The organism is Lactiplantibacillus garii, from assembly GCF_003885105.1.
Lineage (GTDB): Bacteria > Bacillota > Bacilli > Lactobacillales > Lactobacillaceae > Lactiplantibacillus > Lactiplantibacillus garii.
On the sequence record NZ_QWZQ01000031.1, the window covers coordinates 1 to 20,203 of the forward strand.

At 49.2% G+C, this 20,203-nt stretch carries 19 protein-coding genes; 1 reads left to right on the plus strand and 18 read right to left on the minus strand.

Going from position 1 to position 20,203, the window contains the following annotated elements; genetic code table 11:
• Positions 1–517: 517 nt before the first annotated feature.
• The 11 genes from rpoD to rpsU all read right to left on the minus strand — a co-directional run bounded on the left by rpoD (position 518) and on the right by rpsU (position 11,496).
• Positions 518–1,624 carry an RNA polymerase sigma factor RpoD gene (rpoD, locus tag D1831_RS09370; protein ID WP_125072681.1) on the minus strand — a complete coding sequence of 369 codons (1,107 nt, stop codon included), beginning with the start codon at positions 1,622–1,624 and terminating at the stop codon, positions 518–520.
• An 11-nt stretch (positions 1,625–1,635) separates the two neighbouring features.
• A complete protein-coding gene (gene dnaG, locus D1831_RS09375; protein WP_125072682.1) occupies positions 1,636–3,507 on the minus strand; it encodes a DNA primase in 1,872 nt (623 codons plus the stop codon).
• 253 nt (positions 3,508–3,760) lie between these two features.
• Positions 3,761–5,845: a glycine--tRNA ligase subunit beta gene (glyS, locus tag D1831_RS09380; RefSeq protein ID WP_125072683.1), complete on the minus strand. Its 2,085-nt coding sequence runs from the start codon at positions 5,843–5,845 to the stop codon at positions 3,761–3,763.
• Positions 5,845–6,744, minus strand: a complete 900-nt coding sequence (glyQ, locus tag D1831_RS09385; RefSeq protein ID WP_125072684.1) for a glycine--tRNA ligase subunit alpha — start codon at positions 6,742–6,744, stop codon at positions 5,845–5,847. Before glyQ ends, glyS begins: the two co-directional genes overlap by 1 nt.
• Positions 6,745–7,030: 286 nt before the next feature.
• A complete protein-coding gene (gene recO / locus D1831_RS09390; protein ID WP_125072712.1) occupies positions 7,031–7,801 on the minus strand; it encodes a DNA repair protein RecO in 771 nt (256 codons plus the stop codon).
• Positions 7,802–7,831: 30 nt separating this feature from the next.
• Complete coding sequence (gene era / locus D1831_RS09395; RefSeq protein ID WP_125072685.1) at positions 7,832–8,740, minus strand: GTPase Era; 909 nt, start codon at positions 8,738–8,740, stop codon at positions 7,832–7,834.
• A 13-nt stretch (positions 8,741–8,753) separates the two neighbouring features.
• Positions 8,754–9,167, minus strand: coding sequence for a diacylglycerol kinase family protein (locus tag D1831_RS09400; protein WP_125072686.1), 414 nt, complete (start codon positions 9,165–9,167; stop codon positions 8,754–8,756).
• On the minus strand, positions 9,151–9,630 hold the full coding sequence (gene ybeY, locus D1831_RS09405) for an rRNA maturation RNase YbeY (protein ID WP_125072687.1): 480 nt from the start codon (positions 9,628–9,630) through the stop codon (positions 9,151–9,153). Before ybeY ends, D1831_RS09400 begins: the two co-directional genes overlap by 17 nt.
• 11 nt (positions 9,631–9,641) lie before the next feature.
• Entirely contained in the window at positions 9,642–10,613 is a 972-nt protein-coding gene (locus D1831_RS09410; protein ID WP_179950321.1) for a PhoH family protein, read from the minus strand.
• Between the two features lie 204 nt (positions 10,614–10,817).
• On the minus strand, positions 10,818–11,261 hold the full coding sequence (locus tag D1831_RS09415; protein ID WP_125072689.1) for a GatB/YqeY domain-containing protein: 444 nt from the start codon (positions 11,259–11,261) through the stop codon (positions 10,818–10,820).
• Between the two features lie 46 nt (positions 11,262–11,307).
• The gene (gene rpsU, locus D1831_RS09420; protein WP_003638914.1) at positions 11,308–11,496 is read right to left on the minus strand and encodes a 30S ribosomal protein S21; all 189 of its coding nucleotides are present in this window, start codon (positions 11,494–11,496) and stop codon (positions 11,308–11,310) included.
• 230 nt (positions 11,497–11,726) lie between these two features.
• On the opposite strand from rpsU, the gene D1831_RS09425 reads away from it, so the two are divergent.
• Positions 11,727–12,542 carry a pyruvate, water dikinase regulatory protein gene (locus tag D1831_RS09425; RefSeq protein WP_125072690.1) on the plus strand — a complete coding sequence of 272 codons (816 nt, stop codon included), beginning with the start codon at positions 11,727–11,729 and terminating at the stop codon, positions 12,540–12,542.
• Between the two features lie 84 nt (positions 12,543–12,626).
• On the opposite strand, the gene D1831_RS09430 is transcribed toward D1831_RS09425, so the two are convergent.
• The 7 genes from D1831_RS09430 to aspS form a co-directional block, all read right to left on the minus strand.
• A complete protein-coding gene (locus D1831_RS09430) occupies positions 12,627–13,343 on the minus strand; it encodes an SDR family oxidoreductase (protein WP_125072691.1) in 717 nt (238 codons plus the stop codon).
• A 153-nt stretch (positions 13,344–13,496) separates the two neighbouring features.
• Positions 13,497–14,393, minus strand: coding sequence for a deoxyribonuclease IV (locus D1831_RS09435; protein WP_125072692.1), 897 nt, complete (start codon positions 14,391–14,393; stop codon positions 13,497–13,499).
• A 114-nt stretch (positions 14,394–14,507) separates the two neighbouring features.
• Positions 14,508–15,326: an ABC transporter permease gene (locus tag D1831_RS09440; RefSeq protein ID WP_125072693.1), complete on the minus strand. Its 819-nt coding sequence runs from the start codon at positions 15,324–15,326 to the stop codon at positions 14,508–14,510.
• 39 nt (positions 15,327–15,365) lie between these two features.
• Positions 15,366–16,511, minus strand: a complete 1,146-nt coding sequence (locus D1831_RS09445) for a CDP-glycerol glycerophosphotransferase family protein (protein ID WP_125072694.1) — start codon at positions 16,509–16,511, stop codon at positions 15,366–15,368.
• A gap of 278 nt (positions 16,512–16,789) precedes the next feature.
• On the minus strand, positions 16,790–17,665 hold the full coding sequence (locus tag D1831_RS09450) for a YitT family protein (RefSeq protein ID WP_125072695.1): 876 nt from the start codon (positions 17,663–17,665) through the stop codon (positions 16,790–16,792).
• A 118-nt stretch (positions 17,666–17,783) separates the two neighbouring features.
• Positions 17,784–18,314: a peptide-methionine (S)-S-oxide reductase MsrA gene (gene msrA, locus D1831_RS09455; protein ID WP_125072696.1), complete on the minus strand. Its 531-nt coding sequence runs from the start codon at positions 18,312–18,314 to the stop codon at positions 17,784–17,786.
• A 92-nt stretch (positions 18,315–18,406) separates the two neighbouring features.
• Positions 18,407–20,200, minus strand: a complete 1,794-nt coding sequence (aspS, locus tag D1831_RS09460) for an aspartate--tRNA ligase (RefSeq protein ID WP_125072697.1) — start codon at positions 20,198–20,200, stop codon at positions 18,407–18,409.
• Positions 20,201–20,203 lie beyond the last annotated feature (3 nt).

Consider the following 20,203-nt stretch of genomic DNA (forward strand, 5'->3'; position numbering starts at 1 on the left):
TAACTCCACTATTTATACAAACTTATTCCACCATGATAAAAACTAACTAATCCCACCCCACTGCCACGATTTTTCGTTTAATTAAATTATGTCTATTATCATAAACATAACATCATAGCGATAATTAGTTTTGTTTCTTACTTATAGAATAAGCACGGCGCCCAGCTTGAAAACTACCGCCACTAAAATGTAATCGCAGGACGCGCGACTAATCACCTCTAACGCAAAATATAATTCCAGCATTGTACATAAAAATAAACAAATTTTTGCAATCCGGCTTAAGACCACAACGTGCTTAGCTTAGGATTGCTACTTGGATTTATTTAATCTGCTAGTTAGCACGGCACCTAAAACGAAACAGCAGCGTAATGATTTCTTGTACAAATAATCCCCGTCGTTAAGCCAATTTTAGCGTATACTTACGTCCGCATTTTACCTAGTTGTTCTGTCACAGATTTTTTTTGTGCGCCCATAAAAAAAACGGCGCACCGTTTACCGGTACACCGTAAAGTTCAAACTATTCTAAGAAATCTTTTAATTGTTTACTACGGGATGGGTGGCGCAACTTCCGCAACGCCTTGGCTTCGATTTGACGAATCCGTTCACGGGTGACACCGAAGACCTTTCCGACTTCTTCCAAAGTCCGGGTCCGGCCATCATCCAAGCCAAACCGCAACCGCAAGACGTTTTCTTCCCGGTCAGTTAAGGTATCAAGTACCCCTTCCAACTGTTCTTTAAGCAGTTCGTACGCGGCCGCGTCGGCTGGTGAAGTGGCGTCCTGATCTTCAATGAAGTCGCCTAAGTGTGAGTCGTCCTCTTCACCAATTGGGGTTTCGAGTGACACGGGTTCTTGCGCGATCTTCAAGATCTCACGAACCTTTTCGGTCGGCATATCCATTTCAGCCCCAATTTCTTCGGGAGTAGGTTCACGCCCGAGGTCTTGGAGTAATTGCCGCTGAATCCGAATCAACTTATTGATGGTTTCAACCATGTGGACTGGGATCCGAATCGTCCGGGCCTGGTCCGCGATTGCCCGCGTAATCGCTTGACGAATCCACCAAGTAGCGTACGTTGAAAACTTGAACCCCTTGCGATAGTCAAACTTTTCAACGGCCTTCATCAGCCCCATGTTACCTTCCTGAATCAAATCCAGGAATTGCATCCCGCGACCAACGTAACGTTTAGCGATTGAAACGACCAACCGTAAGTTAGCTTCAGCTAATTCCTGCTTGGCACTTTCGTCACCCTGTTCGATCCGTAACGCCAACGCAACTTCTTCGTCGGCGGTCAATAGATCGACCCGGCCAATTTCTTTCAAGTACATCCGCACGGGGTCGTTGATCTTGATCCCCGAGGCGGAACCAGCGTCACTTAGTTCCTTTTTGCTGACCTTTTTAACACTCTTGACGGCCCGCATATCGGGATCGCCCTTTTCGTCTACGACACTGATTCCAGCGTCTTCAACTTTTTGTAGTAACTTATCAATGCCACTAGCATCTAGTTTGTAAGGCGCCGCAATCTTGTCTGATAGTTCGTCGTACTTGATACTACCAGTCTTCTTATAATCCTTGATTAATGCTTTAACGGCTTTATCGTAAGCCGTCGTTGCTTTTGCTTTTGCCATGTAGTAGCCTCCTATAAGTTGTCAGCTTGTTGCACTTGCTGTTGTTTGCGATATAACTCAATTAATGCCAAGGTCAATTGTTGAACCAGATCGTGGTTCCCAATCTGCTTAGCCGCCGTTAATTCGGCTTTTTTACCGTTAATTTGTTCCACCAGCGGTTGCTGGTTCATGATCACGTTGACCAGGTCCGCAACCTCTTCTTTTGACGACTGACTGGCAACGTCCATAAATTCTAAGCTGGTCAGCACCGGTTGCAAACTAGTATCGGCCATGAAGTCGGTAAAGTTTGCGAGGTCGAACTGATTATGGGTCTTAAAGTACGCTTCCGCGTATACTAAGATCTGCTGATACGGATCGTGAACGAAGTGAAACCCCGCAATGGCCATCACCCGTAACCAGACGTCGTGGTCGTGTAGCAACCGGAATAGTAAGAGCCGTTCCGCTTTTTCGACCCGACTTAGCGGGCCGCGATTACCAGTCTCCCCCGTCACCGTAGCGGGTGGCGGCGTCAAGGGTGCCGGTGCGGGTGGTGGGGCTTGGCGCGTGGCGGTGTGGTGCACCGACCGTTGGCCAATCATTGACCGCAACTGTTGCTTTAAGTCGTCCTTATCTAACCCAAATTCTTGCACTAACTGGTTTAAATAAAGGTCCTGTTCAACACTCGAAGATAACTTGACCAGTTGATTCAGCACAGCGCTTAAATACGTCAGCTGGTCCTGAGTGTTTTGCAAGTTTAAATCGTGCCGCAGATAGGTCATTTCAAACGCGGTTGGTGTTTGCTTACCGTCCTCAAAAACCTGCACAAATTTTTCTTGACCGGCGTGCCGCAAGTACTCGTCCGGGTCCATCCCGTCGGGCATTTGAATCACACCAAGCTTTAAGCGGCTGTTATCGCCGAGAAGCTTGAGCGCCCGATCCGTCGCTTTTTGTCCGGGCAAGTCGCTATCATAACAGATGTAAAGCTGGTCGGTCACCCGTTCCAGCATGTAGATCTGTTCGTTGGTCAGACTGGTCCCCATGGAGGCCACCCCGTTTGGTAATCCGGCCCGGTAAGCAGCAATCACGTCCATAAACCCTTCAAATAACACGACCGCTTTACGCTGGCGAATCGCGCCACGGGCCAGATCAAAGTTAAACAACACGTTGCGCTTATTGAATAGCTTCGTTTCGGGACTGTTAAGGTATTTAGGCTCGTCCGGGGATTTCGTTAAAATCCGCCCGGAAAAGGCGATCACCCGACCACTCGCATCCTTAATTGGAAACAGCACCCGGTCCACGAACCGGTCCCGCAACTCCCCGGCCTGGTTTTCAATGAACAGACCCGATTGGCGCAACAACTGATAATCGGTTCCGTGTTCTTTGAAAAAATCGAGCAGTAACTGGTTTTTAGGCGCATAGCCAATGCCAAAGGTGGCAATGGTATCATCGTCTAACCCCCGCTCGCGTAAATAAGCTAACGCCGGCTCACCTAACTCGGTGTTGACCAAAATGTGTTGATACATCTTGGCACTGTCCGCGTATAGTTTTAACAGGTCGGCCTGTTGCTGATCCTTGGGCGTGCTCGGTTGTGCTTGCGCCGTATAGTTAGTCGGCAGGTCCACGTGACCAAATTCCGCAACTTTAACAACGGCTTCGGGAAAGGATAAGTTCTCCAGGTCCATGATGAACGAGAAAACGTTCCCCCCGCGACCGCAACTAAAACAGTGAAAAATTTGTTTTTGTTCATTTACCGAAAAAGACGGCGTCCGCTCTTCGTGAAACGGGCACAGGCCAAATAAGTTCTTACCGGCCTTTTTTAACTGGACGTACTGTCCGATGAAGTCCGCAATGTTGACCGCGGAACGGACCTGATCAACCTTCTCTTCAGGAATTCGATTGGCCACTTTGCCACCCCATTTCTTACGCTACGACAAAACAACCAAACGGTTCACAACAATCAAAAGCCGCACCACTGAATCGGGATGCGACTATTAACGTGCGAACTTTTACAGAATATATATTATCACAAGCTTGACAGCAATGCAATAATAAGTCACACTTATTAGACGATTTTATAAGTTTTGTCTAACATAAAAAAGGAAGTCCGCGCAGTGGTTGGCCACTACCAGACTTCCTCACATTATACGCGCTTAACCGCTATTTAACGATTAATTGGTTTAAGTCACCCATGACGTTGACCATTTGCGCAATAATCAGTAATTGCTTAATGTGGTTGTTACGGACCTTTTCATCCTTACTCATAACCATCGTTTGTTCAAAGTAGTCGACGATCAGCGGCCGTAAACCAGCCAGTGCCTTAAAACGTGCTTCCATCGGCATATCCGGCGTGATCTGCTTTTGTAATTCAACAACGGCGTCGTACAAGTGCTGTTCAGCGTCATTTTCAAACAGTGCCGGATCCACCGTCAAGTCCCCCACGCTCAAATCGGCCTTAGCCGTGATCCGGAGTAAACGGGTAAAGGCTTCAATGGTATCCTTGAACTTAGGATCATCCTGATGAGCATTCAAAACGTCGGCCGCTTTGAACATCTCCCGAATATCCTGCCGACTCCCTTTAACCACCGTGTCAACAATGTCGTAACGCAGCTTTTGGTTACTGAACCATTGCTTGACCCGGTCCGTTAAGAAGGCCGCGACCGGCGTGGTTTGTTTAGCAAAGTCTAAGCTGTACGTCGCGTCGTGGGCTTCCAATTCCTTTTGAATCTCGGCTTCGAACTTCCGAATTGGAAAGTCCCAACCTTGGTCACGCACGATCCGCACGATCCCGAACGCTTGTCGCCGTAAAGCAAACGGATCGTTAGACCCACTCGGCGTCAAGCCCACGGCAAAGAAACTGCTGATGGAATCGATTTTATCGGCAACTGCCAGCACGGCACCAACCTTAGATTTTGGTAAATCACCGTCGGCACTAACTGGTAAATAGTGTTCGCGGATGGCTTGGCCCACCGCCGGATCTTCACCCTTCAAAACGGCGTACTTTTCACCCATGACCCCTTGAAGTTCTGGGAATTCACCGACCATCCCGGTCACTAAGTCAAACTTGTAAATTTGGGCAGCCCGGTGTAACTGGTTCTTTTCAGTTTCTGATAAGCCAAACTGGTTTGCCAGGAAGCCGCTAATGTACATGACCCGCTGCATCTTTTCGTACATCGTCCCGATCTTATCGTGGAAACTAACCTTTTTAAGCCGTTCCACGTATTCCTGGATCGAGTGCTGCTGATCTTCGTGGTAGAAGAAAGCGGCGTCTTCCAAACGGGCCGTTAGAACCTTTTGATTCCCGCGCGCCACGTTTTCGAGGTGCTCCGTGTTCCCGTTACGCACCGAAACGAAGTGTGGTAACAAGTTGTCCTGGTCATCAGTCACGTAAAAGAACCGTTGGTGATCCCGCATGGACGTGATCAAGACTTCGTCCGGAATCGTCAAGTACTTAGTATCAAAATCTCCCGCAAAGGCGGTCGGGTATTCAACTAAGTTGTTAACTTCTTCCAATAGATCCTCGTTAACCTTGATCTGCCATTTTCGTTGTTCGGCCAAAGCCGCGATTTGTTTACGAATGGTGGCTTTACGTTTGTCAGCGTTGGCGACGACAAAGACACTTGCCAAGTCGGCTTCGTAATCGGTCGCCGTTTTAATTTCAACGTCGTGGCCCAAGAAGCGGTGGCCCCGACTTGTCCGACCAGCGTTAACGTCTAAGATCTGGATCGGCACGATTTCGTTGTCCAGTAACGAAACTAACCAGCGAATTGGCCGGATATATTTAAAGCTGTACGTTGACCACTTCATCATCGTCGGAAAGTTCATCTTCGTAATAACGTCCTTGATTCCGGCCGTCAAAACTTCTTGCGCGGTTTTGCCCGCGGTAAAAGTTTGCACGAAAACGTACGGGGTCCCCTTAACGTCTTTAAAAACGATGTCGTCCGTCGACGCACCCTGGCCCTTAGAAAAGCCAATTGCGGCTTTTGTCCAGTTACCATCCGCATCCTGGGCGATTTTCTTAGCCGGTCCGCGGACTTCCTTTTTAACGTCAGCCTGCTTGTCATCAAGCCCACTGACTTCAACGGTCAACCGCCGCGGCGTTGAGAACGTTTTAATGGTCTCAAAGCCCAGGCGTTCATCCTTTAAGAACTTCGTCATGCGTTCCTTCAGTTGTAACACACTCGGTGTAACGACGTGTGCCGGCATTTCTTCCAAACCGATTTCAAGCAAATAAGTTTTAGCCATTATTTCGTTTCCTCCTGTGCGTGTTTTAAGAGTGGGAAGCCCCGTTTTTCGCGTTGTGCCACGAATTCTTTGGCAATCGACTTCGCCATGTTACGGATACGGTCTAGGTAACCGGCCCGTTCCGTAACGGAAACCATGCCACGGGCGTCCATTAAGTTGAACGTGTGACTACACTTTAAGCAGTAGTCGTAGGCCGGGTGGACCAAACCATTCTTAATTTGTTTTTTAGCTTCTTTTTCGTATTCGTCAAATAACATTAACAGCAGGTCTTCATTGCTGTCTTCAAAGGCGTACTTGGAGTTTTCGAATTCTGGTTCCAAGAAGATGTCCCCGTACTTGACGCCGTCGCCCCATTCGAGGTCAAACACGGAATTAACGTCTTGAATGTACGACGACAACCGTTCCAACCCATAGGTGATTTCGGAGGTGACCGGGTCAACTTCGAGTCCGCCGACTTGTTGGAAATAAGTGAACTGGCTGATTTCCATCCCGTCCAACCAAACTTCCCAACCAACACCGGCACAACCCATGGACGGGTTCTCCCAGTTATCCTCCACAAACCGAATGTCGTGTTCCAATGGGTCAATGCCCAACTTTTCAAGACTTTGCAAGTATAAGTCTTGGATATTTTCGGGTGACGGCTTCATCACTACTTGGAATTGGTGGTGTTGGTATAACCGGTTCGGGTTTTCACCGTAACGCCCGTCGGCTGGCCGCCGTGACGGTTCAACGTAGGCCGCGTTCCACGGTTCCGGACCAATTGCCCGCAAGAAGGTGTACGGGCTCATCGTCCCGGCCCCCTTCTCAGTATCGTAAGACTGCATTAACATGCAACCCTGGTCCGACCAAAACTTCTGCAAGGTCAAAATAATCTCTTGCACTGATAATTTTTTGCTCATGGTTTTCCTCCCAAAATTAGTGACTGAACGGCTAAAACCACAAAAAAAGTCCCCTGCCGTTTGCTAAAAACGACATAGGGACGATTGATTTCGCGGTTCCACCCTACTTCTGAGTAACCTCAGCAGCTTGATTAATGTTTATAAAGCTCCGAGAGCGCCAATCAACGCGTCTGACTGATCGCTTCGCACCACCGCGACCTCACTGGGAATCAAACCACGTTCACTTTCTCTCATCAACGCTTAACTATTCAGTTCTTCATCATCATAGCCGATGAACCGGCGTTTGTCAATCTTCACCACGCGGCTTTAACGGCTGATACCAGCTGCCCATTTGATCAATAAAGCGTTTAGACTTCAACCGTAACCCGACCGAATTATTATAAATCTCATCCAGAATGCGCCGCAACTGGGCAGCGGTGTTTGGTTTAACCTTAATTGAATGGACCTTGGACAAGTCGAGCACCGAAAACTTTCGCAAATAGAAGATGGCGGCCTGCGCCGCGTGCAGTCGGTGCGGGTCTAAGTGCCAGTGTTGCTGACACAACAGCCCGCCGTAACTTTCTGAGTAATCAAACGGTAAGTCGGTCCGCCCACAAACGGTACACCAACGTAATTCCGGGGCCACCCCGAACGCCCCCAGCATTTGAATTTCCACCACGTTTGCCACTAGGGCCGGGGCCACGTTCTGATCAATTAGCCGTAGTGCACTGGTTAATTGCTGGTACCAGCGGCCCACCGGTTGATTATCCGGGTAGGCCACGTCTAGTAGATTCATGACGTAGGTCGCGTAGGCGTTTAAGGCAATGTCCTGACTAATGTGTTCAAAATACTGGACCGATTTGACGCTGTTAATGTAGGACAGGCCGTCCCGCAAGTCACCAACGTATTCACCCATCGTAAACGGCAGCAGTTCGGCCGCCATCTTAAACCCGCGTCGGCGGGCCCCCCGGATGAAAAACATCTTCTTCCCGTATTCCGCGGTCAAAAACTTGATCAGCATATCCCGTTCCCGGTAATCCCGTCGAAACAGCAGGATGCCGTTAAAGTTGGTAATCATTTGCTGCGCCACGTTCTCACCTACTACTTATTAATAATCGTCGGAACGGTAACCATAACTGGCCAAGAGATCTTGCCGATCCTTCCAGTTTTCCTGGACCTTGACCCAGAGTTCTAGGTAAACCTTGTCACCGAGCAAGTGCTCAATATCTTTACGGGCCATTGAACCAATCTTTTTCAGCATACTGCCGCCCTTACCGATGATAATGCCCTTTTGGGACGGACGTTCAATAATGATGGTCGCCTGCACGTGAATTTTTTCTTCATCCTGACGTTTGATCGAGTCAATCACCACCGCGGTTGAATGCGGAACTTCTTGGCGGGTGAGTTCTAAGACCTTTTCGCGGATCAGTTCAGAAATGATAAACCGTTCCGGGTGATCCGTGATTTGATCAGACGGGTAGTATTGGGGCCCTTCTGGCAGCTGCGCCTTCAAGGTGGTCAAGAGTTCATCAACGTTGTTACCTTCCAAAGCGGAAATTGGGTAAACTTCCTTCCATGGTAAGGCATCCTTGTATTGATCCATAATTTCTAATAAATGGTCGGGGTGAACCTGATCAATTTTATTAATGACTAAGTAAATCGGCTTCTTCACGTTTTTTAACCGGTCAATGATGAAATTGTCACCGGCCCCGCGGCGCTCGTCGGCGTTGATCATGAACAGGACCGCGTCAACTTCGCCCAACGTGGACAGTGCCGATTTGACCATAAAGTCGCCTAACCGACTGTGTGGTTTGTGAATCCCGGGAGTGTCAATGAAAACCATCTGGGTATCACTCGTGGTGTAAATCCCCTGAATTCGGTTCCGGGTCGTTTGAGCCTTATCGGACATAATTGCCACTTTTTGACCCACGATTCGGTTTAATAACGTTGATTTACCGACGTTCGGACGACCAATAATCGCCACAAAGCCGGAATGAAATGCAGTATTTTCTGCCATAAAACTTTCCTTTCTACAACCAGGCCATGAGTAACGGCCACAGTTTGGGAACAAATAAAATGAGACCAACTAGCACGGCAAAGGCCGCCGCAAAAACGACGGCACCGGCCGCGATGTCTTTGACCTTTTTGGCGAGCGGGTGGTAATGCGGTCCGGTCACGAGGTCACAAATGTTTTCCGCAATCGTATTATTGATTTCACACAGCATCACCATAAAAATTACCAAGCACAGCCAGAGCCACTGGTTCACCGTTAGATTGACCCACCAGCCTAAGAGTAACGCCAGCACACCCAAAACTAAGTGCGTCCGCATGTTCCGTTCTTCAACGACGACCGTTTTCAGACCGTTCCAGGCGTGCAGCCACGACTGCCAAAACGAATGGTTTTTACCGACTTGGAGCCGGTCTGGTCTATTTTTTGAGGCCATAAGCATCTAAGATTTGGCGCTGCAGGCCAAACATTTTCGTTTCATCCGCCGGAGTCAAGTGGTCATAACCATTTAAGTGCAGGAAACCGTGCACAACGAGGTACCCTAATTCCCGTGCCTGGGAGTGGTCCAAAAAGGCCGCTTGTTCAGCAACTTTGTCCACGGAAATCATGATATCGCCTAAGTTTAACGGTAATTCGGCCGCTAGCTCCGGGTCCATAATGATGGGGTCGTCGTCTTCGTCATCATTAATGGCAAAACTGATCACGTCGGTCGGCCGGTCGACCCCGCGGTACTCTTCATTGATCTTTTGAATCGCATCGTTGTTCATTAAGGTCACCGAAACTTCGGTGTCGTCCCTTAACTCAAGGGTTTGCCCCGCCAAATCAATTAAATCGCGCACTAGCTGTAATTGTTCGGGTTGCGCCCCGTTCACGGTTTGATCATATAATTCTAAATCCATATTTCCTCCGTCTACTTTTGTTCCACGCGGTCGTACGCCGTGATGATCTTTGCAACGACCGGATTACGAACCACGTCATCCGCCGTAAACTTAACGAATGAAACGTTACTGATTCCACCTAAGATTCGTTCGGCTTGAATGAGGCCACTAGTCGTATTGCGGGGCAGGTCAATTTGTGAGATGTCCCCGTTGACGATCATTTTGGCGCCAAAACCGAGCCGCGTTAAAAACATCTTCATTTGCGCGTTGGTCGTATTCTGCGCTTCGTCCAAAATAACAAAGGCGTGGTCCAACGTCCGTCCCCGCATATAGGCCAATGGCGCAATTTCAATTACCCCGCGGTCCATTAACCGCTGCGTGTGCTCCGCCCCGTAAATATCGTAAAGGGCGTCGTAAATTGGCCGTAAGTACGGATCGACCTTTTCCTTTAAGTCCCCGGGCAAAAAGCCGAGGCTTTCGCCGGCTTCAACGGCCGGGCGGGTCAAAATCAATTTTTCAACGTCGCCGCGTTTTAGAGCGGCAATTGCCATTACAACGGCCAAGTAGGTTTTCCCAGTCCCGGCCGGTCCAATGCCGAAAGTGATGTCACTCTTAGCAACGGCTTGAACGTACTGGCGCTGACCAAAGTTTTTCACCCGAATTGGCCGACCGCGGTTATCCTTGATCAGAGTCTCCGAATATAAGTCTTTGAAGTACTCCAACGTCCCACGATTGACCATTTTAATCGCGCTGATCACGTCGGGCGCGCCAATTTGGATGCCCTGTTTAATTAAACTCGTTAGATTATCCAAGACGGCTTGCGTGTTATGCACGGCCGCTTCGTCGTCACCACTGATGGTCATTTGATCACCAAACACGTGTAAATTAACGTGCAGGCCGTCCTCTAGGAGCGCCAAGTGGGCGTCTTCCGGGCCTAATAGTGCAACCGACTGGGCGGGATCAGCAATTAAAAATTTTTGTTCATATTTTGAGTTTTCAGTCAAAAACGTGAACCCCTTTATAAACAGATTTAGTTACCACCAAAATTGGTGGGACCCGCTAGCAGTGTGATAACCACGCCGTTTAAACGGGTATTTGTTAACTAATCATAGCATAAAAGCGCACCACCTACCAGCGCGACCGCCCGTTCGGTCCCCAAACCACCGGCACACCAAAAAAGCCGGGGAAACACTTCCCCGACTTTACCGTTAATTCAATAATGATTTAACTGTTTGGTTGATTAGTTTACCGTCCGCCTTGCCTTTCAGCTTCGGCATCACGGCACCCATTACCTTACCAAAGTCACCCTTACCGGTTGCTCCGACTTGTTTAATGGTCGCCGCCACAATCTGCTGGACTTCTTCGTCCGACAGTTGTTTCGGCATGTACTTCTCAACGATTGCAATTTCAGCTTTAACGCCGTCAACTAAATCTTGACGACCAGCACTTTCGAATTCGCTTAATGATTCGCGCCGCTGCTTCAGTTCACGTGAAACCACGCTCACTTCTTCATCGGCAGTTAAATCATGGCCCGCGTTGATCTTTTCATTCATCAACGCCGACTTCAGCATGCGCACAACGCTCAAGCTTTGCTTATCGCGTGCCTTCATCGCAGCTTTAAGATCACCATTGAGTTCATCTGTAAGACTCATTGGTTGCCCTCCTCGTAGCAAGTATTCATTAGTTACAATGAACTAATTACTTGAAACGACGACGGTTCTTACGCTTACGAGCTGCTTCAGATTTTAACTTCTTCTTCACACTTGGTTTTTCGTAGAATTCCCGTTTGCGGTATTCTTGTAAAGTACCACTTTTTGAAACGGTACGTTTAAAGCGACGAAGAGCATCATCAAGAGATTCGTTTTTACGAACGACTGTTTTTGCCATGTTAAATTCCCTCCCTCCGAGCTTAAAAAGTAACCGTCAAATTATGCATACTTACATAACGCAACTGTTCTAGTAAATTATACATAAATCCAAAAAGGCCGTCAACAAAAGTTTTAAGATTCTTACAAATAATCGTTAACAAGTCCGTTATCCCGGACAGTAAATCGTTTTCATAAGCCCGGTGCTATGCTACACTAGAGACATTATCGAACCGAAATGAGGTTAAATCCATGTCAGAAATTAAAATTTTTATTATCTCCGATTCCGTCGGTGAAACGGCCCACGGCGTTGCCCAAGCCGCCGCGGCCCAATTTTCCGAATACGAGATCCGCTACCAGCGGTTCCCCTTCGTCCGTACCAAGTCACTCTTACAAACGGTCCTCACACAGGCCCAAAAAGAACACGCCGCGGTTTTTCACACCTTCGTTGACCGTAAGCTCAGCCAAGCCGTTAATAATTTCTGCGTGGTCCACGAATTGCCCTATTACGACGTCATGACGCCGGCCCTAGACACATTTTCTGAAATCACCCACGTTCAACCGTCCAACCATCCCGGCACGGTTCACGCGTTAAACACGAACTACTTTGACCGGATCAACGCCATCGAATTTGCCGTGACCTACGACGATGGCAAAAACCCGACCGGCTTCTTAGAAGCCGACGTCGTTTTACTAGGCGTCTCACGGACGTCCAAGACCCCGTTATCACTTTACCTGGCCAACCGGAACTTAAAAGTCGCCAACTTGCCGCTCGTTCCCCAGGCCCAAATTCCCGATGAAATTTGGAAAGTTGATCCGAAAAAGATCTTTGGTTTAACCAACGACCCCGAAAAACTGAACGACATTCGGCGTCAGCGGATGGTCCAGTACGGGTTAAACCCCGACACGATGTACTCCAACACCGATAAGATCAAGGACGAATTGGCATACGCGGATAAAGTGTTCAAGAAAATTGGCTGCTTAGTCATTAACGTTGCCAATAAGTCGATCGAAGAAACCGCCACTTTAATTACTGAAAGCCTCGGTAACGTCGATACGGATCAATAACCGGTGTATTTAAAGATTTAATCAATTTAAGGAGTGTGCCAAGCGAATTGTTTGGACACTCCTTTTTTTACGGCTTCGGGTTGCTTACAACGCGACCCCACCGTCAACGTGCAACACCTGACCAGTCACAAACTCATTTTGCATCAAATAAACATACGCGGACGCCACCTCAGCCACCGTTGCAACTCGCCGTAGCGGCACCCCGCGGCTAAACTCGTTTGCTTGCTTCTGACGCTGCTCAGGTGACAGTTGTCGCCATAACCCGGTCGGCGTCCAGGTCGGGGCCACCGCGTTAATCCGGTAATCAGGGGCCAATTCAACGGCCACCCCGGCAACTAAAGTATTAATGGCCTGATTGCCAATGATAGCTCCCGAAGCGTCGTACGGGTGACCACCGGCACCAGAGGTCAAAACGATTGTTCCGTGGCGGTTTAACCGCCGGCTGGCCAGTTGAACCAACTGTAAATTTGCAAAAAACTTCGCTTCAATTGTTGCCCGAATCGCCGTGACCGAATTTTCCAAAAAGCCGCCGCCCATGGCACCACCTAAAAAGGAAAGCACGTGGTCAAAGGGCGCGTGGCGCTCAAAAAACGCCCCCATAGCCGTGCCAGCCTGCGCATCGAGGGCCGTTCCGTGTACTACTCCCAAGCTCGTTAATTGCCGTAAAGCGCGTTGCACGTGTGCCGGCGTGTGTCCAATCACGTGCACCACTGCTCCCCGGGTGAGGACCTGCTTGGCGACTTCCAACCCAAACCCGGACGTTCCACCTACAATTAAAATCCGTTGACCTTTTAAATCCATGACGCTACCTCCTACGTGTAAATAAAACAGAGTGTGCCAAAAGTCGGTTAGCCGTTAAGCGGAGCCCGCTGACTTTTGAAACCCGTTTCGACAATAATTGTGCGGAGATACAACAGAGGCTGTGACTTTTGTCACAGCCTCTCAATTCTAGTTTTATGCTTGATTCTGAATATCTTCCAACAGGTTCGGGTTAAACTTGCCCGCCCGTAACATGGCAATTTCGTACTTATACGGTGGAAACTGATGTTTTTTGTTCTCACCCACGTACGGCGTTTCCAAAATCTTACTGATATCGGGTAACTGGGGGTGGTGTGCGACGTAGTTCAACGCGTCAAACCCAATGGTGCCCATGCCAATGTTGGTATGGCGGTCCTTATGCGCCCCTTGTGGATTTTTCGAATCGTTCAGGTGAACCACCTTTAACCGGTCCAAGCCGATCACGTGGTCAAACTCGTTGAGCACCCCGTCAAAATCATGCTTAATGTCATAACCCGCGTCACTAGTATGGCAAGTATCAAAGGTGACTGACAACTTTTCGTTGTACGTCACGCCGTCGATCATTTGGGCCAGTTCTTCAAAAGTCCGTCCAACCTCGGTCCCCTTGCCGGCCATCGTTTCTAATGCAATTTGGACGGTCTGCTCCGGGCGGATAACGGCGTTTAATCCCTTAATGATTTGCGCGATTGCCGCGTCCGCCCCGGCGCCGACGTGAGCCCCCGGATGTAGCGTTAGTTGAGTCGCACCCACCGCTTCGGCCCGCTGAATTTCCTGGTATAAAAAGTCGGTTGCAAATTCAAAGTACCCCGGCTTCTTGGTGTTCCCGAGGTTCACGATGTAGGGAGCGTGCACTACGATTTGACGCAAATCGTGTTTTTCAATAACGGGTTGGGCGGCCGCGATGTTCAGCTCGTCAATTGGTTTTCGGCGGGTATTTTGGGGTGCCCCGGTATAAATCATGAAAGTGTTTGCGCCGTAGTTGGCGGCCTCCTCAGCCGATCCGAGTAGCATTGCGGGCGCCTTCATCGAAACGTGTGATCCTAATCTTAACATCGTCCATCCATCCCTTTTTTCATTTTAGCAGTTAACCGTACGTGTTTACTAATTTTTATTATACAAAAAAAGAGCAAACCACGAAAAGTGATTCGCTCGCTAATTTAACTAAAATTAAATCATGTCCACAAACCGGGAACGGAACTTGTAGTGCAAGTGCGACCCAATCAGGAGGAAGAACAAAACGATGCCCCAGAAGATCAGGGTCAAAATGGGCTGACTCCACATGTAGGTGTCACTGCCCTGGTGGAACATCGATTCCCGAAATCCGTTGATCACGTAGAAGAACGGGTTCAACTGTAAGATCCGGACAAACGGTGCCGGGAAACCGGTCGTTTGGAAATTGAACAAAACACCGGACAAGTAGAACAGCATCCGCATTAGGGATTGTAATAAAATCTGCCAATCACGGACGAGCACCGACACCGTCGAGTTAAAAATACTGAGGGCAAACATCAACGCCATCATGCAAATAAAGTAGTAGATCCACTGTAACCACTGTACGGCCGGGTAAACGCCGTTAAAGAACCCAAGCGCGATTGAAAACACCAGCATCGTCCAAAACGAATTTAAGTTACCAATGATCCGAATCGACGGTAACACCGAGACCGGGAACTTCATTTTAGAAACCATGTTGACCCGTTGATAAATACTCTTTGAACCGTCGAGGACGGCACGGTTCATGAAGAACCACGGGGTGATTCCAATCACCATCCACATCAGGTAAGAGACTCCATCCAGGTTGCTGCCCTTCTTAAAGCCGCCACTGAAAACGATCCAGTAAATGGCAATTTGAATTAACGGGTATAAGTATTCCCAGGCTAGTCCCAGGTAATGGTTTTGATAACTGGCTTGATCTTCATAGTTGGAAATCCGCCAAATAATGCCCCAATTTTGGAACTGTTCCTTAATTATTGATACGACCTCTTTCAAGGCACCGACACTCCCTATCTATCGTTGTGACGTAATCGTTTATTTTTGATAAAAGTAAGCTAACGTCCGCTTAGTAGCGTGACCGTCATTACGGGTATTCCATAACTGGTTAAACTTGGTTAGCGGCAACGCTTGCGGCGTTTGCGCTAACTCCCGATTCAACGCGGCCACGTTTGTCACCAGCGGTCCGGGCGCCCAGGTTTTGAAATCCGCCTGCAACCCCACGTCCCGGGTAAAACTTTGCCAGTCAAAAACATAGAATACCATTTTCTGACAATTTGGCAAGAGCGCGTAGTCAAAAATTACGGACGAATAATCGCTGATCAAGGTCTGCGTTACGGTCAGCAACTCGTCCGTACTGAAGTCCGGAACGACCGTGATCAAATCGGGATACCGCGCCTGTAACGCCCGTGCCTGGTCTTGCAAGTGCGGATGTAATTTGACAATCAGCCGCTGATTCGCCGCTAACTTTAATTGACCAAAATCTGCCGGCAAGTCAAACCGGACCCCCGCCCGGTACGTGGGGGCGTATAAAATAACGTTTTTGGCTGCTAAATCCGGGTATTGCGCGTAAATGGCCGCGCGGGTCCGTTCAACCCACGGTGTTTGTCGGTACCGGTCCGAACGCGGATAGCCTAAAACCCGCATCCGCGATTCGGGAACGTGGTAACTCTCCGCAAACACGCGCCCCATTTTTTCAGAACCAACGACAAAGTCCGTAATGTGATTATAGACCGCCTGAAAACGACGCTGATCCGCCGGGGAACGCCGCGCGGTCTGGGGATCCCCCCAGCCAAACGCCTTGATTGCACCACCGGCGTGCCACAATTGCACGACCCGCTGTTGACGGTGCCGATATAACCCGGCCGTAAACGCGTAGTAGTTATCCAGGTAGAGGTCCGCCGCACGGGTAAAAACCGGGATCCCGGTCAAGACGAACCGTAGTGAATCCTGAAACGCCCGCGTGGCAACTCCGTCAGCTGCCAATTGAAGGCCACCCGCCCGCGCTGACGGTAAGTAGTACACCGTCAACCGACCAGAGACTCGTTTGTTTAGTTGCCGAATAAAATCAAGGTTATCCGCAAAACTCATCACGTAAATCACGCGGGCCGACGGTTTAAAGTGTGTCAGCCACGAAACCACCCTGATCAACCAGATGTACAGTGCTTTTTTCAATCCGGCCACCCTTTCACGCTGTCAAATACAACAATTGATTATAGCATATTTTACTTTTACAACTATTCCAAATATGAATTACTTTATCGTTGCTTAATAATTTAACCAGCCACCACCAGCATTACCCGCACGTTCAAAAACGGCGCGGAGGCACACCGGACCCTCGGCGCCCGTTTTAGCACCATCCCGTGGAAACGTAAGACGCGTAAACTACTCGGTCCTACTTTGAGTAATTTACGCGCCTTAAAGTTTAGTTTCAGTTTCAACGGAGCTGGATTAGTCGGTAGTTACGGCTTGGGCTCGTAAAAATGGCCCAAAATTTTAACCGTATCGGAAATACTAACGAACGCGTGCGGATCGGACTCCGCCATGGCCGCCTTTAATTCCGGCATTTCGTAACGCGTGATAACCGTAAATAAAATTGTTTTGTCGTCATGTTGGTAGGCCCCTTCAGCGTTATGGACAATGGTGACCCCGCGCCGAATTCGATTTTGAACGCTATCGATGACCGTTTTGGGGCGACTGGTGATAATCATGACCTGCATTTTTTGCTGACGGGTATAGGTCATGTCAATCACCCGGCCGTTGACGAACAGGCCCAACGCGGAGTAGAACGCGTACGGCCAGCCGTACACGAAGCCCGCGGCCAGGATAATGACCGAGTTAAAAGCCATGTTAATGGTACCAATGCTTCGCCCGGTCTTACGCCGCAAGACGATGCCGATGATGTCTAACCCCCCAGTCGAAATCCCGTTTTTCAGGGCGGTCCCGGTCCCAAAACCGTTGACCGCGCCCCCGAAAATTGCACAGATGATTGGGTCGTGGGTCAACCCAACTGGTGAGATCACCTTGATCATGATACTAGAAAGGGTGACCGCTAAGAAGGTGTAAACCGTAAACCGGTGGCCAATCGAACGCCAGGCCAAGATAAACATCGGGACGTTTAACAGGAATAAGAGCGCGGCGGTGGACAGTTGTACCGGCATAAACTTAGTCATCAAGCTATTCACCAATTGAGCCAGCCCGGTGATCCCAGAAGAGTAAATGTGACCGGGTGTCCAGAAGTAGTTCATCGCAATCGACACAAGAATGGCGTAAATGAAGGCGGTCGAAGCCTTGACCACGTCACGGTGGTGCTTGGATAACTGCTGAAAATCATCCATTTAGTAAGTGCTCCTTTACGTTTTTGCTTTCGCTATTGTAACACGCATAACCCCTAACTGACGCGGTTTTGCGGTTTTCTACCAGAAGTCTCACCGTTCTCAGCAAATTCACAGATTATTAATCCACCTTGGGCGTATCGGCCCACTTTCGGGCAATAAAGGCCGCCCGACCCCCGGCTTCCTGTTCCGCAAACACTACCGGATTATTTTTATAAAAGCGCTGGTGCTCGGCCTCCGCCGGATAAAACGGCTGGGCGTCTTCAATCGTCGTGACGATTGGTTGATCAAAGCGTTCGCTGGCTTGTAACGCGGCTTTTGAAGCTTCGGCAACGCGCCGCTGGTCTGCGCCGTTAACGAAAATGACCGGCCGGTAGTTATCCCCCCGGTCCTGGAATTGGCCCATCGCGTCAGTTGGGTCGGTCTGGTGCCAGTAGATCTCCACGAGGTCCGCGTAGGAGATCACCGCCGGATCAAAGGTGATCTTGACCGCCTCGGTATGACCAGTTGTGTGGGACTTAACTTCTTGATACGTCGGGTTCTTGGTATGGCCACCGGTATAACCCGAAACGACACTTTCGATGCCTGGCTGACTATCGAACGGTTGGACCATGCACCAGAAACACCCGCCCGCAAAAATTGCTGTTTCCATTAAAATTCCTCCAATTAAGTTTTAATATAAATTTAACACGAAGCAAAAAGAACGTCCAATCTACGGATTGAACGTTCTTTCGCTGAGATAACTTAGTCCTGATTATCTTCGTCTGGTTTTTTCGTGATCAACAAGTCCAAGTCGGCTAGTTGTTGGTCGGAAACCGTCGCCGGTGCGTTAGTCATCGGTTCGGAAGCCTTGGAGTTCTTAGGAAAGGCGATCACTTCCCGGATGTTATCGTTACCGGATAACAACATAGCGAAGCGGTCCAAACCAATGGCTAAACCGCCGTGCGGTGGAAAGCCCATGTCTAAGGCGTCAAGCAGGAACCCAAACTGTTCCTGAGCCCGTTCCTTAGTAAAGTCGAGTGCTTTAAACATCTTTTCCTGTAACTCACGGGTGTGAATCCGAATCGACCCACCACCTAGTTCGTAACCGTTTAAGATGATGTCGTAAGACTGGGCATGGGCCTTGTGCGGATCTTCGCCTTCGTCTAAGTAGTGCACGTCTTCTTCGTTAGGCATCGTGAATGGGTGGTGTGCTGGAACCCAGCGTTCAATCCCTTCGTCGTATTCGAAGAGTGGCCAGTCAACGACCCAGAGGTAGGCGTACTGGTTTTCATCGATCAGGTCAAGTTCTTTAGCAATGGCTTTACGAAGGTAACCCAACGTATCAGCCACGACTTTAAACTTGTCCGCGGCGAACAACAACAGGTCACCCGGTTTAGCATCAGCTGCACTGGTGATGGCTTCAAAATCCCCGTCGTTCTTAAAGAACTTAGCAACCGGACCGCTGAAACCATCATCGGTCACCTTCATCCAGGCCAGCCCCTTGGCACCAAAACGTTTGACGTATTCGGTGTAAGCGTCGATTTGCTTGCGGGAGTACTTGTCTGCGCCGCCCGGTACGGCAATGGCTTTAACTTGCCCACCAGCGGCTAAGGCGTTGTCAAACACTTTAAAACCGGCGTTCTTAACGGCAGCGGCCATGTCCTTTAATTCCATACCAAAGCGTACGTCGGGTTTTTCGGAACCGAACCGGTCCATGGCTTCTTGCCAGGTGATCCGCTTAAACGGCGCCTTCACGTCAATACCTTTAACGTCTTTCATGACCTTTTGAATCAAACCTTCCGTGTAGGACTGAATTTCTTCAGCCGTTAGGAAGGACGTTTCCATATCGATCTGGGTAAATTCAGGTTGCCGGTCGCCCCGTAGATCTTCATCCCGGAAACAACGGGCGATTTGGTAGTAACGGTCAAAGCCCGCCCCCATCAATAACTGTTTGAACAGTTGTGGTGATTGGGGTAGCGCGTAGAAGTGTCCCTGGTAGATTCGGGATGGCACTAAGTAGTCCCGGGCCCCTTCCGGCGTGGACTTCGTTAAGAACGGCGTTTCAATGTCATAAAAACCGTTGGCGTCAAAGTAACTGTGAACCGCCTGGGTAATACCGTTGCGAATCTTCAACCCGCGTTGCATTTCTGGCCGGCGCAAGTCCAAATAACGGTACTTCAACCGCAATTCGTCCGAAACGTTAATGTTGTCTTGAATATAAAATGGCGGCGTTTTAGCCTTATTTAGAATTTTGGCCGTGTGAATTTCAACTTCCACTTTACCCGTTTTCATGCGGTCATTGATGGCGTCGGCGTTGCGGTTAACCACCTTGCCTTGCACTTCAATGACGTATTCGCTCCGCAGCTGGTCAGCTACGTCTAAGGCGTCCTGTGAAAATTCCTGACTAAAAACTAATTGGACGATGCCTTCACGGTCCCGCAGGTCGATAAAAATCAAGCTACCTAAGTCCCGGCGCTTTTGCACCCAACCTTGTAAAGTCACTTCTTGACCTAAATAATCTTCGTTAACTAGGCCCGCATAAGTGGTTCTTTTCATTAA